This window comes from Chiayiivirga flava (genome assembly GCF_014202825.1).
GTDB lineage: Bacteria > Pseudomonadota > Gammaproteobacteria > Xanthomonadales > Xanthomonadaceae > Chiayiivirga > Chiayiivirga flava.
Map to the genome: position 1 here is coordinate 84,604 of NZ_JACHHP010000004.1, position 14,538 is coordinate 99,141.

At 67.9% G+C, this 14,538-nt stretch carries 11 protein-coding genes; 6 read left to right on the forward strand and 5 right to left on the reverse strand.

Going from position 1 to position 14,538, the window contains the following annotated elements:
* The first annotated feature begins 19 nt into the window (after positions 1–19).
* Complete coding sequence (locus HNQ52_RS11315) at positions 20–1,570, forward strand: DHA2 family efflux MFS transporter permease subunit (protein ID WP_183961287.1); 1,551 nt, start codon at positions 20–22, stop codon at positions 1,568–1,570.
* On the opposite strand, the gene HNQ52_RS11320 is transcribed toward HNQ52_RS11315, so the two are convergent.
* Entirely contained in the window at positions 1,458–2,297 is an 840-nt protein-coding gene (locus HNQ52_RS11320) for a hypothetical protein (RefSeq protein WP_183961288.1), read from the reverse strand. The genes HNQ52_RS11315 and HNQ52_RS11320 overlap by 113 nt on opposite strands.
* Before the next feature lie 28 nt (positions 2,298–2,325).
* On the opposite strand from HNQ52_RS11320, the gene HNQ52_RS11325 reads away from it, so the two are divergent.
* Positions 2,326–2,562: a hypothetical protein gene (locus HNQ52_RS11325; protein WP_183961289.1), complete on the forward strand. Its 237-nt coding sequence runs from the start codon at positions 2,326–2,328 to the stop codon at positions 2,560–2,562.
* A 72-nt stretch (positions 2,563–2,634) separates the two neighbouring features.
* Here the strand turns inward: HNQ52_RS11325 and HNQ52_RS11330 are convergent, their stop codons facing one another.
* The 3 genes from HNQ52_RS11330 to glk all read right to left on the reverse strand — a co-directional run bounded on the left by HNQ52_RS11330 (position 2,635) and on the right by glk (position 9,090).
* A complete protein-coding gene (locus HNQ52_RS11330) occupies positions 2,635–5,022 on the reverse strand; it encodes a family 20 glycosylhydrolase (RefSeq protein ID WP_183961290.1) in 2,388 nt (795 codons plus the stop codon).
* 136 nt (positions 5,023–5,158) lie between these two features.
* Positions 5,159–7,936 (reverse strand): TonB-dependent receptor, encoded by a 2,778-nt coding sequence (locus HNQ52_RS11335; RefSeq protein ID WP_183961291.1) that lies wholly within the window; start codon positions 7,934–7,936, stop codon positions 5,159–5,161.
* A 113-nt stretch (positions 7,937–8,049) separates the two neighbouring features.
* A complete protein-coding gene (glk, locus tag HNQ52_RS11340; protein WP_343059337.1) occupies positions 8,050–9,090 on the reverse strand; it encodes a glucokinase in 1,041 nt (346 codons plus the stop codon).
* 402 nt (positions 9,091–9,492) lie between these two features.
* Between glk and HNQ52_RS11345 the strand changes: the two genes are divergently transcribed.
* The 4 genes from HNQ52_RS11345 to HNQ52_RS11360 all read left to right on the forward strand — a co-directional run bounded on the left by HNQ52_RS11345 (position 9,493) and on the right by HNQ52_RS11360 (position 12,903).
* Positions 9,493–10,770, forward strand: coding sequence for a sugar MFS transporter (locus HNQ52_RS11345; protein ID WP_183961293.1), 1,278 nt, complete (start codon positions 9,493–9,495; stop codon positions 10,768–10,770).
* Between the two features lie 335 nt (positions 10,771–11,105).
* Positions 11,106–12,152, forward strand: coding sequence for a LacI family DNA-binding transcriptional regulator (locus HNQ52_RS11350; protein WP_183961615.1), 1,047 nt, complete (start codon positions 11,106–11,108; stop codon positions 12,150–12,152).
* A gap of 65 nt (positions 12,153–12,217) precedes the next feature.
* Complete coding sequence (locus HNQ52_RS11355) at positions 12,218–12,463, forward strand: AbrB/MazE/SpoVT family DNA-binding domain-containing protein (protein ID WP_246387796.1); 246 nt, start codon at positions 12,218–12,220, stop codon at positions 12,461–12,463.
* A complete protein-coding gene (locus HNQ52_RS11360) occupies positions 12,460–12,903 on the forward strand; it encodes a putative toxin-antitoxin system toxin component, PIN family (RefSeq protein ID WP_183961294.1) in 444 nt (147 codons plus the stop codon). Before HNQ52_RS11355 ends, HNQ52_RS11360 begins: the two co-directional genes overlap by 4 nt.
* 2 nt (positions 12,904–12,905) lie before the next feature.
* On the opposite strand, the gene zwf is transcribed toward HNQ52_RS11360, so the two are convergent.
* Complete coding sequence (gene zwf / locus HNQ52_RS11365) at positions 12,906–14,378, reverse strand: glucose-6-phosphate dehydrogenase (RefSeq protein WP_183961295.1); 1,473 nt, start codon at positions 14,376–14,378, stop codon at positions 12,906–12,908.
* Positions 14,379–14,538 lie beyond the last annotated feature (160 nt).

Here is a 14,538-nt window from a genome sequence, read left to right on the forward strand (position 1 = left end):
AAGGGGGAAGGAGACACGCATGAGCGCCGCCACCACCACCACATCCATCCCTCCACTCGGCACCGCCACCCAGCGCCGTGGCCTGCTCGTCGTGTCGGTGATGCTGGCAACGCTCATGCAGGCGATCGACACCACGATCGCCAACGTCGCGCTGCCGGACATGCAGGGTTCGCTGTCGGCCACGCAGGACCAGGCGGCGTGGGTGCTGACCTCGTACATCGTGGCGTCGGCGATCATGATGCCGCTTACCGGCTGGCTCTCGGCCGTGCTCGGACGCCGACGCCTGCTGCTCGTGTCCATCGCGGGATTCACCGTGGCCTCGGTGTTGTGCGGCCTGGCCACCGGCATCGGCGAGATGGTGCTGTTCCGCGTCCTGCAGGGCGTGTTCGGCGCGGCGCTGGTGCCGCTGTCGCAATCGCTGCTGCTGGATGTGTTCCCGAAGGAGAAACACGGCGCGGCGATGGCGATGTGGGGCATGGGACTGATGGTGGGTCCGATCCTCGGCCCGCCGCTCGGCGGCTGGCTGACCGAGGACTACAGCTGGCGCTGGGTGTTCCTGATCAACGTGCCGGTCGGCATTCTCGCGCTGCTGGGCGTGGCCGCAAGCGTGAAGACCGAAACCACCGTGCGCCGGCCGATGGACTGGACCGGCTTCCTGCTGCTGGCGATCGGCATCGGTGCGCTGCAGCTGTTTCTGGATCGCGGGCAATCGCAGGACTGGCTGGGCGCGTTCGAGGTCCGGATCGAACTCGCGCTGGCGCTGCTCGGCCTGTACCTCTACGCCGTGCACTGGCGCGGCGCAAGCCATCCGGTGATGGACCTGCGCCTCTTCGCGAACTTCAATTTTGCGCTGTCGAGCGCGCTGATCTTCGTCGTCGGCATCGTGCTGTTCGCGACGCTCGCGCTGCTGCCGCCGTACCTCAACCAGCTGATGCACTACCCGGTGCTCGACGTGGGCCTGATGCTGGCCCCGCGCGGCGTCGGCACGATGCTCGGCATGATGCTGGTGGGCCGTCTCATCGGCCGTGTCGACACGCGTGTGCCGATCGTGGTGGGACTGCTGCTCACCGCCTATTCGCTGCACGACATGACCGCGATGGGCGTCGATGTGTCGCAGCGGAGCATCGTCGCCATCGGTCTCGTCCAGGGGCTCGGACTCGGGCTAGTGTTCGTGCCGATCTCCACCGTGGCGTACAGCACCCTGCCGGCGCAGGCGCGCACCGAGGCGGCAAGCCTCTTCAGCCTGATGCGCAACATCGGGTCGAGCATCGGCATTTCGCTGGTGATCACGCTGCTGGCGCGCAACACGCAGATCAACCACGCCGAGATCGGAGCGCGCGTGCCCGGCTGGGGCGCCGAAGCGGCGCTGCTGCCGTCGGCGTGGGATCCGGCCACCGCCGCCGGCGCGAGCGCGCTCAACGCCGAGGTCACGCGGCAGGCGGCCGTCATCGGTTACGTCAACGACTTCCACGTGATGCTGGTGCTGACGCTGGCGGTGATTCCGCTCGTGCTCTTCCTGCGCGGCGGACCTGCGCGCGGCGGTGCTCCGACGGTGGCCGCCGAGCACTGACACGCTGCAGCGCAGCAGCGAAACCGGCGTTTCGCTTAACGCTGGTAAAGGCATCGCGTGGTAACCAGAACGCGTCGAGCCGTCGCCACGTATGTCCCGTCCGCGCACGCTCGCCCACCCACCGGAGGAACGAGTTCATGGCCAAGACACCCGCGAAGAAAAAGGCAGCCGCGAAGAAGACCCCGGCCGCCCGCACCGCTGCATCCCGGACCGGCGCGAAGCAGTCGGCGGCGAAGAAGAAACCCGGCGCCGGCAAGGCCGCGGCGAAGAAATCATCCGCCGTGAAGAAGGCTGCAGCAAAGAAGGCCCCCGCCGCGAAGAAGGCTGCAGCGAAGAAAGCACCCGCTGTGAAGAAAGCCGCAGCGAAGAAGGTCCCCGCTGCGAAGAAGGCCGCAGCAAAGAAAGCCTCCGCCGCAAAGAAGATCACCGCGAAGAAGACCGTGGCGAAGAAGGCACCCGCAAGCAGGAAGGCGCCGGCAACGAAGGCCGCGACGCGGACAACGGAGGCGAAGAAGTCCACTGCAGGCAAGTCCGCGGCGAAGCGCCCGGCTGCCGGGCGCGGCGATGCGAAGCAGGCTGCGGCGAAGAAGGCCCCGGCGCGCCAGGCTGCGGCGAGCAGGGGCCCGGCGAAGACCGCCGCAACCGGCCGTGCTTCCGCGCCGCAGTCGACGCCCGCCCGACGCGCGCCGACACCGCGGATCGAGCCGCTGCCCGTCGTCGCGGGCACCCACGATCCGGACACCGCCCTGCGGCACATGCAGCAGTTGCTCGAAGCCAAGAACGAGCGCGCACGCCAGCCGCCGAGTTACCCCGCGCCGAACGCGCACACCGGCCAGAAGGACACCGGCGCGCCGCAGCCGCATGTGCCAGGCGAGCCGCGCAGCGGCGAAGTCACCTCCACGCGGCCGTCGCCCGATGCGTTGCATGCCGAACTCGGCAGCCACGCGCGCGGCAACCAGGAACTGCGCAACAAGAGCGACAAGAACCGCTGAACCGGTCTCCCGGACCGCGGCCGCTCCGCGCGGAGCGGCCGCCGGCGGTGACCGCCGGTACGCTGGCCCCGGCTATTCGGCCGGGACCAGTTGCACCGCGTCGATGGCCCAGTACGTGGGCCGCGTGTCGCCGGTGAAGTACAGGCACAGATCCTCCGCGCCGGGCCTTGCCGCAATCGGCAACCGGAACGTGGAAAATCCGTCCGCGCCCGCACGCGCCGGCAACGCGGCCGTCGCGAGCAGGGGACCTTCGCATCCGGCGCGCAGCTCGAGCTCGCCATGTGCCGTCGTCTTCGGTCGGCTGCGGCGATTCTTCTCGTCGTTCCACAGCTGGAACGCGTACGGAAGCTGTGCCGCACGCACCTCGACCGTCGCGATGCCGTCCAGCGGCGCGTCTTCGAACAGCCAGCACGGGTTGAAGATGTCCACCTCGAACAACGCGCGTTCGCCGTCCGCCGGACCGTCGTCCTCCAGGCGCAGACGCAGGCTGTCGGTGCACGATGTCAAGCCTTCGTCGGTGCGCCGCAGCAGGCTCGTGCGGTCGAGCGCGCGCGACTGCGCCGGCGCGATCGCCACGCCATCGACGAACGTCGTCGCGACCAGCGACGCGCCGATCGGTGCGTCGAACGGCGCGGCGTAGCGTGTCGACGCCGGCGTCGGCGCGCTGCCGTCGAGCGTGTAGCGGATCTCGCCGAGATCGACCTGATTGGCCAGCGTGACCCGCACGCGGCCGGCGGCCGGGTCCGCCGCGAGCGCGATGGCGGGTTCGAACGCCGTGGTCGACCATGTCACGCCGAGCGCGCGGTAACGCGCGAACTGCGCCGGCAGCCGCGCGAGGAATCCGCGCCAGTCCTGCTGCGCATCCGCCGTCCACAGCGCTTCGGACAGGGCCGCGGCGCGCGGGAAGTACGCGCGTTCGACGCGTTCGATGCTGCGCAGGTGCTCGGTCCACAGGTTGCCCTGCGCACCGAGAATGTGTTTTGCCTCGTCCGCGCTCAGTTCCGCCGGCACCGGCTCGTAGTCGTACACCTTGCGCAGAGTCACCTGCGGCAGCGGCCGGCCCGGGATCTCGTTCGGCGAGGTACTCTGCAGATAATCGAGGTACAGGTCGGTGTACGGCGACATCACCACATCGTTGCCGTGTTTCGCGGCCTCGATGCCGCCTTCGCTGCCGCGCCACGACATCACCGTCGCCGTGACCGGCAACTCGCCTTCGAGGATCTCGTCCCAGCCGATCAGGCGCCGGCCGCGCTCGGCAAGCACGCGTTCGATGCGCGCCATCAGGTACGCCTGCAGGTCGTGTTCGTCCTCGAGGCCGAGTTCGCGGATGCGCGCCTGCACGCGTTCGGACGCGATCCACTGATCCTTCGCGGCCTCGTCGCCGCCGACGTGGATGTAGGTGCCGGGGAAGAGGTCCATCGCCTGGCGGAACACCTCGTCGAGGAACGCGAACGTGGATTCCTCGGCATTGAACAGGTACGTGTGGATGCCCCATTCGGCCGACACCGCGGGCGGCGTGTCGAGCACGCCGAGTTCGGGATACGCGGCGATTGCGGCCTGCGCGTGGCCCGGGATGTCGATCTCCGGCACCACCTCGATGTGGCGCTCCGCAGCGTAGTCGACGATCTCGCGGATCTGCTGCTTCGTGTAGTGACCGCAGTACTGCCGCGGCGTGCCGTCGGCATTGCGCCCCGCATCGCCGAGCGGGATGCGGCAGGCGCCGGTGTCGGTGAGCTTCGGCCAGCCGTCGATCGGAATGCGCCAGCCCTGGTCGTCGGTGAGATGCCAGTGGAAGCGGTTGAACTTGTGCTGCGCCATCGCGTCGAGCAGGCGCTTGATCTCGTCGACGGTCTGCATGTGGCGCGCGCTGTCGAGCATGAGGCCACGCCAGCCGAAGCGCGGTGCGTCCTCGATGCGCAGCGCCGGCACCGTCTGCGGTCCGGACGGGGGCAGCAATTGCCACAGCGTCATCGCGCCGCGGAACAGCCCGGCCGGCGTCGGTGCATCGATGGCGATGCGCTCGGGCGTGATGTCGAGGGTGTAGCGCTCCGGGTTTGCGTCCGCATCAGGCGTGACGGTCAGCGCGATGCTGCGGTCCGTCGGCACCGCCGATACGGTGAGAGCGAATTTGCGCGTGTGTTCGAAATACGCGGCGATGTGTGCAGCGACCGTCGTCGCGTCGCCCGTCGCGTGGATGCGCGTGGCGCCATCGAGGACAAACGCACCGGCGCGCAGTGCGAGCGAGCTCGGTACGGGGATCAGCGCGGGCGGGAGCGGGGCGCTTGTGGGCGCGGGTGCCGACGCGGCCGCGCCGGCGACCGCGGATGCAGCGGGTGGGTCGGTTGCCGCGCAGCCGGCGATGGCGAGCGCAATACCGAGCGCGAGTGTGATCGTGAGCGATGCAGCGCGTCGAGTCGCGGGGCCTTGAAGAGTGCAGGTGTTCGTGCTGGTTGCTTGCATGATGGCTTCGCCTCGACGCGGGGAGTTCGACTCGACGTTCGCAGGACCGCGAACCCGGCACGACGCGGGGACGGTGCGCCGTGCCGGATCCGCGCCCGCCGCCGCAACGCGCGGCGACGGGTCACGCTTGCGCCGATCAGAACTGGAACCGCACCGTCGCCATGTAGCGCTTGCCGGTGCGGTACGTGCCGCGCGGCAGCTCCGGCGTGTTGGCGTAGGTGTAGTACTCCGAGTCGAGCAGGTTCATGCCGTCCACCGTCATCGACCAGTTGTCGCTGAAGCGGTAACCGATCGTCGCATCCACCGAGGTGTAATCGTCGGCGTACATCTCGTCGCCGCGGTCCACGCTGGTGAAGTACTCCGAACGCCAGCCGTAGTTGATGCGCGCGCTGAAATCGCCGTACTCGTAGAACGGGCTGATGTTGACCTGGTCGCGCGAGTTGTACGGCAGATCGCGCCCGGTGCTCGACGATCCGTCGGCGTAGGTGTAGTTCGCGACCAGGCCGAAGCCCGCGCCGAAGTTCTGCTGGTACGCGAACGACGCGCCCTTGATTTCGGCGGTGCCGGCATTCTGCGGACGGCCGATCTGGTACACCGTGTCGGTCTGCTGCGCCTGGTTGTAGTGCGTCTCGGGCGCGGTGGTGATCAGGATGTAGTCGCTGATGTCCTTGTAGAACAGCGAGGCGGCGAAGATCGCGTCCTCGGAGAAATACCATTCCGCCGAAAGGTCGAAGTTCGTCGACCGGTACGGATCGAGGTCCGGGTTGCCGCCGCCGCCGTTGAGGATCTGGTCCGACAGCCACAGATAGCTCGACAGATCCGCATAGTTCGGCCGCGCCATCACCTTGGCCGCGGCGAAGCGCAGCACGAAATCGTCGCTCGCGTCGAAGGCGATGTTGAAGCTCGGCAGGATGTTGTCGTAGTCGCGCTTGCGGCTCACCGGCGCGTAGCCGTTGACCGGGCACGGGCTCACGCCGGCGGTGCAGATCCAGCTGTCGGAGGTGAGGTCGGTCTGCACGTAGCGCACGCCGAAGTTGCCGCGGATGCGGTCGCCGGCGAAGTCGGCCTGGGCGTAGTACGCGTCGACATCTTCCTCCACGCTCCAGGTTTCCGCGACGAAACTCGGGTCGATGAAGGTGCCCGGCACCGGCATCGTCTGCCACGGTGCGAGCCACGCGCCGCTCGCGATCCAGTCGGCCATCGCGTCGCCGTCGATGATGAAACGGTTGCGCATCTGGTCGTTGACGCCGCCGAAGCCGTCGAGATAGTTGTCCGGGACGCGTCCTGCGTTGAACAGCGACGCCAGTGCATCGCCGTAGCCGGCCACGGCCGCCACCGCCACGCCGCTCATCACCTGCGCGGTCTTGTGCTTGCGCAGCTTGTAGCCAAACGAGAGGCGGTTGACGGTGGAGTCGAGGTCGAAGCCGAAGTCGATCTGGCCGTAGTCTTCGGAATCTTCCGTCGGCTTCGACACGAGGTTGCCGCCCCAGCCGGTGTTCCACGTGGCCGGGCTGCTCGGATCGGTGCCCCAGCCGCCGTCGACGCGGAACGCGTCGGGGTTGCCGAGCACGTTGCCGTTGTCGTACGTGATGGTGCCCGGATTGTTCGGCGCGCCGCTGATGTCGTAGCTGTAGTCCGACCAGTTGAGGAATTCGCCGAAGAGCTGGCGCTGCGTGCCGCCGTCGGCCTTGGTGGTGCCGATGTGCGCGGACAGGAACCAGTAGTCGTCGGTCCACGTGCCTTTGAGGTCGTAGGAATCGGTCTGCACTTCGGCTTCGCGGTACTGCACGTCGAGCACCGATAGCGCGTTGGTGAAGTGCGCGCGCTGGATGATGCCGTTCTCGATGTCGACCTCGTCCAGCCGCATCAGCGAATTCCAGGCATTGCCCATGAACGCGAACAGGCTCTGGTTGGTGTTGTCGTAGCTCGCGTCCACGCGCAGCGCGTTGAACTCGATGTCGAGGTTGTCGTTCGGGCGGAACTGCAGGCTCGCGGTGTAGCTGTCGCGCTCGCGCTTCTGTTCGAAGTAGCTCGTGCCCCAGGAATTGGGACCGCGCGCGGTGAGGTTGTTGTTGATCTCGTCGGCGCAGGCGCCGGTGCAGCTGGGCGGATACGGTTCGCCCGTGCCCCAGTTCATCGGCGGGTTGTTGATCGAGCCGCCGCCGCCCTGGCCGTCGCGGTAGTCGAGCGCGGAGACCGTGCCGTAGGCTTCCAGGCCGTCACGGCGCAATTCCTCGGTGGAGGTGTTGGCGGAGAAGGTGAAGCCGAAGGTTTCCGCCGCGTTCTTCCAGCCCACCATCACCGAGCCCTGCGGATCGCCTTCCTCGGAACGGTCGTTGTAGTAGTAGCCGAGCGCGCCGGAGACCATGAAGTTCTTCTCCATGTCGAGCGGCTTGCGCGTGGACACGATCACGGTGCCGCCGATGCTGCCCTCGTCGATGCGCGCCTCGGGCGACTTGAACACTTCGACCTTGCCCACGATCTGCGGCGCCAGCAGGGTGTAGTTGAAGGTGCGGCCGGGCTGGTCGAGGATGAACCAGTCGGCGGACGCCACCGTCTGGCCGTTGAGCAGGGTGCGGTTGAGCGCCGGATCGGTGCCGAGGATGCTGATGCGCTCGCCCTGGCCGAACAGGCGATCGATGGTGACGCCGGGGATGATGGTCATCGCCTCGGCCACGTTGGTGCTCGGGAACTTGCCCACGTCCTCGGCGGTGATGGCGTCGACGATGGCGTCGGCCTCGCGCTTGGTGTTGAGCGATTCGGCGAGGCTGCCGCGGATGCCGGTGACGACGATGGTGTCGAGTTCCTCGGCCGCGTCGCGATCGCGCGCGGTCTGCGCGTTCGCTGCGGCGGAGAGGCTGAGCGCCGCGACGATGCTGGCGGCGAGGATGCGCTTGCGGTACGTGTGGTTCATGGTCGGACTCCTGCGTGTCTGTTCCGGCGGACGTCCCCCGTCCGCACCGGCCCCGTGTGTTGCAACTCGTGCTGCGGACGTCGTGTCCGTCGAAACCTGCTGCCGCGCGCCCGTCACTGGCCGCGCTGGTGATCCGTTCGTGCGTGGTCCAGATGCCAGCTCGCCGCGCCGATGACGCCGAGCTGGCCGTGTTCGATGAGCCGCACCGGCACGCGTTCGAGTACGGTGCGCATTGCGCCCTTGTCGAGGAAGCGCGCGGTGAATCCGCTCTTGAGCAGGAAATCGCGGATCTGCGGCAGGATGCCGCCGGCGAGGTACACGCCGCCCTGCGCACCCGTGGTGAGCACCAGGTCGCCGACGATGCTGCCCATCAGTCCGCAGAACGCATGCAGGGCCTGCGCCGCGGCCGAATCGCCCGCGCGCAGTGCCGCGTCGCTGATCTCGACCGGCGCGTGCAGCGTCGGCAGTTCGCCGCGCAGTGCGCACAGCGCGGCGTAGAGGTTCATCAGGCCGGGGCCGGACAGCAGATGCTCCACCGAGACGTGCGAGTTCTTCCGCCGCAGCACGCGCAGGATTTCGATTTCCAGGTCCGTGGTCGGCGCGAACGCGGCCTGGCCGGCTTCGGTGGCGAGGACCAGATCGCGCGCGCCGTTGGGGATGCGCAACGCGGCGCCGAGCCCGGTGCCCGGCCCGACCACGATCACCGGCTTGCGCAGCACGTCGCCGGTGCCCGGCGCCACGATCACCGTTTCGGACGGGTCGATGCGCGGCACCGCGTGCGCCACCGCTTCGAAGTCGTTGACCAGCGCGATCGCGTCCAGGCCCAGCGCCGCGCGCATCTGCGCGATCGACACCGGCCACGGCAGGTTGGTGTTGATGACCACGCCGTCGAGCGCGTAGCCGGGCAGGCCGATGACGATCTGCGTGACCGGGCCCACGTCGAGCGTGCCCATGTAATCGTTGAGGATGTCGGCAAGGCTCGCGTACGCGGCGCAGGCGTACTTGCGGTAGTGCGCGACCTGCAGCGTACCGCCGCGCGTGCCCGCGTCGCCGCCGGTGCGCACGAGGCCGAGGCGGGCATGGGTGCCGCCCACGTCGGCCGCGATGAAGTGCTGCGGCAGGCTGTCGACGTCGCGTTGGCTGACGATTCGCACCACGTGTGGTTCCCCGTTCCGATGCCGAGCGGCCATCCCCCGATGCCCGTGGCGCCAGATTGGGACATGCGATGACAACGTTGTCAACAGGTCTGTGGCAGTTTTTTGACAGGCCCGTGGTTGCGCCGCAGCAGGGTGGCGCCGCGTTTCCCGGATCGTCCGAACCGGACATCGGGATGATCGTTCTTAATCAGCAATTAGCGGAATTTTCCTCATCGAGGCCTGCGATGCCGCTGTGCAGCATCGGTCTGTATCGGCATTGCCGGACGTGGCGCGGCCTGCCCGGCTGTGCAAGGATGCGGTGCGTCGTCGGCGGTGGGGTCGGTGGCGTGATGAGACAATTCAGCGTCACAAGACACGAAACAGGACAGAGCGCGTCATCGCGGCGCGCGGGGAGCAGACATGGTCAGCAGCACACTTGCGGCGCCGGCGCCGCGCAATGGCACCCTCGTGTCGATCGGCATCATCGGGGCGCTGTTCTTCATCTTCGGCTTCGTCACCTGGCTCAACGGACCGTTGATCACCTTCGTGCAGCTCGCGTTCGATCTGGATGAGATCAACGCCTTCCTCGTGCCGTTCGCGTTCTACCTTTCGTATTTTTTCCTGGCCCTGCCGTCGTCGTGGATCCTCAAGGGCACGGGCATGAAGAAGGGCATCGCGCTCGGCCTGTTCGTGATGGCGGTCGGCGCGGCGCTGTTCGGCGAATTCACGCTGCGCCGCTGGTACCCCGGCGCGCTCGGCGGGCTGTTCGTGATCGGCGCGGGGCTCGCGCTGCTGCAGACCGCGGTGAATCCGTACATCAGCATCCTCGGTCCGATCGACAGCGCCGCGCAGCGCATCGCAGTGATGGGGATCTGCAACAAGATCGCCGGCATCCTCGCGCCGATCGTCATCGGCGCGCTGGTGCTGCACGGCATCGGCGATCTGTCGGCGCAGGTGGCCGCAGCCGACGCCGCCACGCGCGAGACGCTGCTCGACAACTTCGCCGCGACGATCCACCTGCCGTACCTGGCGATGGCCGGCATCCTCGTGCTGCTGGCGGTGGGCGTGGTGTTTTCGCCGCTGCCGGACATCGAGGCGTCCAAGGTCAACGCGTCGTCCGGCGACGGTGCGTCGCGCAGTCTGTTCGCGTATCCGCACGTGTGGCTCGGTGCGTTGTGCATCTTCATGTACGTCGGCGCCGAAGTGATGGCGGGCGACGCCATCGGCACCTACGGCAACGGCTTCGGCCTGCCGCTGGACGAGACCAAGTTCTTCACCTCGTTCACGCTGACCGCGATGCTGCTGGGTTACATCGTGGGGCTCATCGTGATTCCGCGCTTCGTGTCGCAGGAGCGCTACCTGAGCTATTCGGCGGTGCTGGGGCTGCTGCTTGCGCTGGGCGCGTATCTCACCACCGGTTACGTGTCGGTTGGCTTCGTGGCGGCGCTGGGCTTCGCCAACGCGATGATGTGGCCGGCGATCTTTCCGCTGGCGATCCGCGGCCTGGGCGCATTGACGGAGAAGGGCTCGGCGCTGCTTGTCATGGGCATTGCAGGCGGCGCGATCGTGCCGCAGCTGTTCGCGTGGCTGAAGCAGAGTTACGACTTCCAGCTCGTGTTCCTGCTGCTGATGGCGCCGTGTTACCTGTACATCCTGTATTTCGCGTTGCGGGGGCACAGGGCGGGCATGCATGATTGATGGCGGCTGCGGCGTGACGGTGGGCGCTGTTTGATGGGAGGAGGAAATGACGCCGACATACGTGTCATTCCCAAGCCCCTGCAGCACGACTACGCTACGTGACGCTGCAGCGGATGGAGCCCGCATCCTCCCACCCGTCATTCCCGCGAACGCGGGAATCCAGTGACGTTTCCCGGTCTGGCTCTCCCCAACAAACAAAGCAGAGCAAGGTCACTGGATTCCCGCGTTCGCGGGAATGACGTTGGAGTGGTTTCGGTAGGGATCGACTCGCTGACTCCGCTGAGCATCCGTCTGTAAGCTGTCGTCATCAGATACCCCACCAAGGCCCCACGTTGCTGCGCAGACCCACCATCAAAGACGTTGCCGCCCGCGCCGCCGTGTCGCTTAAGACGGTGTCGCGCGTGATCAACGACGAACCCGCCGTGCAGGAGCAGACGCGCGAACGCGTGCTGCAGGCCGTGGCCGATCTCGGCTACCAGCCGGACGCGTCCGCGCGCAGCCTGCGCAGTGCGCAGTCGTACGCCATCGGCGTGGTGTACGACAACCCGAACCCGTACTACATCATCGGCATCCAGCACGGCGTGCTCGGCGCCTGCCGCGCGCGCGGCTACGGCCTGCAGATCCATCCCTGCGATTCGTCGTCGCCGACCCTGGCGCAGGAACTGATCGAACTCGTCGCGCACTCGCGCCTCGCGGGTCTGGTGCTCGCGCCGCCGATGTCCGAACGCGCGGAACTGCTGGCTGCGCTCACGTCCGCCGGCGTGCGCTTCGTGCGCATCATTTCCGCCGCCGACGATCCGAAGGACGGCACCGACTGCGTCTTCCTCGACGACCGCGACGCCGCCTACGACATCACCGAACACCTCGTGCAGCTCGGTCACCAGCGCATCGGCTTTCTGTGGGGCGGCAAGTCGCACCGCTCCAGCTGGGAGCGCTACAGGGGTTACGAGTCGGCGCTGCACGACTACGGCATCGCGCTCGACGAAAGCCTCATCGTCGAAGGCGACTATTCGTTCGACGACGGCTTCCGCGGTGCGCGCAAGCTGCTCGCGCTGGCGCAGCGGCCGAGCGCGATCTTCGGCTCGAACGACGAGATCGCCGCCGGCGTGCTGGCGGCGGCCAAATCGAGCGGCATGCATGTGCCGTTCGATCTGTCCATCGCCGGCTTCGAGGATTCGCCGTTCTCGAAGCAATCGTGGCCGCCGCTCACGACCGCAAAACAGGCGACCGAAGACATGGCGCGCCACGCCGCCGAACTGCTGATCGCGCAACTGCGGCGCGAGGGGCGCGGCGAGGGTGGCGCGGGGCTCGCGAATCGCGGGTTCAGCCCGGAGCTCGTGGTGCGCGGGTCGACGGCGCCGATGAAGCCGGCGGCGGGTTGATTCGCGCCGGGATCGGCCTTAAAGTAAGGATTCCTTACTTTCGGCCGCAGCAGATGCTCGCGAAGATGACCTCCAAGAATCAGCTCACGCTGCCCAAGAGCGTGACGGCGGCGGTCGGTGCGTCGGAGTACTTCGATGTCGAAACGCGCAATGGCCAGATCGTCCTGACGCCGGTGCGCATCCAGCGTGGCGACGCGGTGCGCGCCAAGCTGGCCGAACTCGATCTGCACGAAGACGACATCGCCGCCGCAGTCGCATGGGCGCGCACCGACGCGCAGGGCGCACCGGCCAAACGTCGCGCCGCGAAATGAGCCGGCCGCGGCGGCCGCCGCGCGTGGTGATCGATACCAATCTCGTGCTGTCGGCGCTGCTCTTCGCCGGCGGACGCTGCGCGCCGCTGCGCGCGGCCTGGCAGGCGCGGCGCTGCATTCCTCTGGTATCGCGTGCCACGGCCGCAGAATTGTTGCGGGTGCTTGCCTACCCGAAGTTCCGTCTCGCCGCGGACGATCAGGCCGAGTTGCTGGCCGACTACCTTCCGCTGTGCGAAACCGTCGAGCTGCCGGAGATCCTGCCGCCCGTGCCGCGCTGCCGCGATCGTTTCGATCTGCCGTTCCTGCATCTGGCCGTCGTCGCGAAGGCAGATGTCCTGATCAGCGGCGACAGGGATCTGCTGTGCCTGCAGGGGCAACTCGCTTGCCCCATCCTCAGCGCGGACGCATGGCTGTCCCGTCTGGAGGCGGCCGGACGCTAGCCTCAGTCCGATTCTTCGTGCCAGGTGCGCCCGTCGCGCTCGATCAGTGCGACCGCTGCGCCCGGCCCCCAGGAGCCCGCCGTGTACGACTTCGGCGGTTCGCGATCCGCGTTCCACGCCGCGAGGATCGGGTCGATCCACTGCCACGCCGCTTCCACTTCGTCGCGCCGCATGAACAGCGTCGGATTGCCGCGCACCACGTCCATCAGCAGGCGTTCGTAGGCTTCGGGCTGGTGCACGCCGAAGGTTTCGGCGAACGTCATGTCGAGCGGCACGCGCTTGAGGCGCAGGCCGCCGGGGCCAGGTTCCTTGATCATCAGGAAGAGCTTCACGCCCTCGTCCGGCTGCAGCCGCAGCACGAGCTTGTTGCGCGTGACCGGTCCGCTGGCGGCATCGAAGATCGAATGCGGCACCTGGCGGAAACTCACGACGATCTCCGACACCCGCTCGGCCAGGCGCTTGCCGGTGCGCAGGTAGAACGGCACGCCGCCCCAGCGCCAGTTGCCGATCTCGGCCTTGAGCGCGACGAAGGTTTCGGTGCGCGAATCGCTGCGTCCGAGTTCCTCGGCGTAGCCCGGCACGGCCTTGCCGGCGGCTGCGCCGGCGCGGTACTGGCCGCGCACGGTGAGGGCGGCGGCGTTGCCCGCGTCGATCGGGCGCAACGCGCGCAGCACCTTCAGTTTCTCGTCGCGCACCGCGTCGGCATTGAGGGTGGCGGGCGGTTCCATCGCCACCATGCACAGCAGCTGCAGCAGGTGGTTCTGCACCATGTCGCGCAGCGCGCCGGCGGTGTCGTAGTAACTCGCGCGTTGCTCCATGCCGAGGGTTTCGGCCACCGTGATCTGCACGTGGTCGATGTGCGCGGCGTTCCACAGCGGTTCGAACAGCGCGTTGGCGAAACGCAGCGCCAGCAGGTTCTGCACCGTTTCCTTGCCGAGGTAATGGTCGATGCGGAAGATGTGGCGTTCGTCGAATCCAGCGCCGATGGCGTCGTTGATGCGCGCGGCGCTCGCGGAATCCTTGCCGATGGGCTTTTCGATGACGATGCGCGCATCGTCGCCGTTGAGGCCGTGCGTGCGCAGCTTCTCGCAGATGTCGACGAACAGCGCCGGGCCCACGGCGAGGTAGAACACGCGCACCGGCCGCGGCTCGCGCGCCTTCAGCTCGCCGGCGAACGCGTCCCAGCCCTGGTCGGCGGTGGCATCGAGCGTGCGGAAGCCGATCAGCTGGAGGAATTCGGCCGTGCGCGGACCGGCGCCGCAGCCCGAGCGCTCCAGCGCCTCGCCGACCCGCGCGCGGTAGGCGTCGTCGTCGAGCGCATCGCGCGCAATGCCGAGGATGCGGCTGCCCGGCACGATCTGCCCGTCGAGGAACCGGCGGAACAAGCCCGGCAGCAACTTGCGCAGCGCGAGGTCGCCGGTGCCGCCGAAGATGGCGAGATCGAAACGGTCGACGGGGAGGGTGTGGCTGGTCATCGGCGGGCGCTTGGGGGCGGGAAAACCAATTAGATACCAGATCGCCGGATCGTGCGACCGCCTGTGGCCTGAATGTGTGTTTAGCAAACGTATGCATTGCCGCAATCAACTTCGCCACCCGCGCCCCACCGTCGCCCCGGCGAACGCCGGGGCCCAGCGA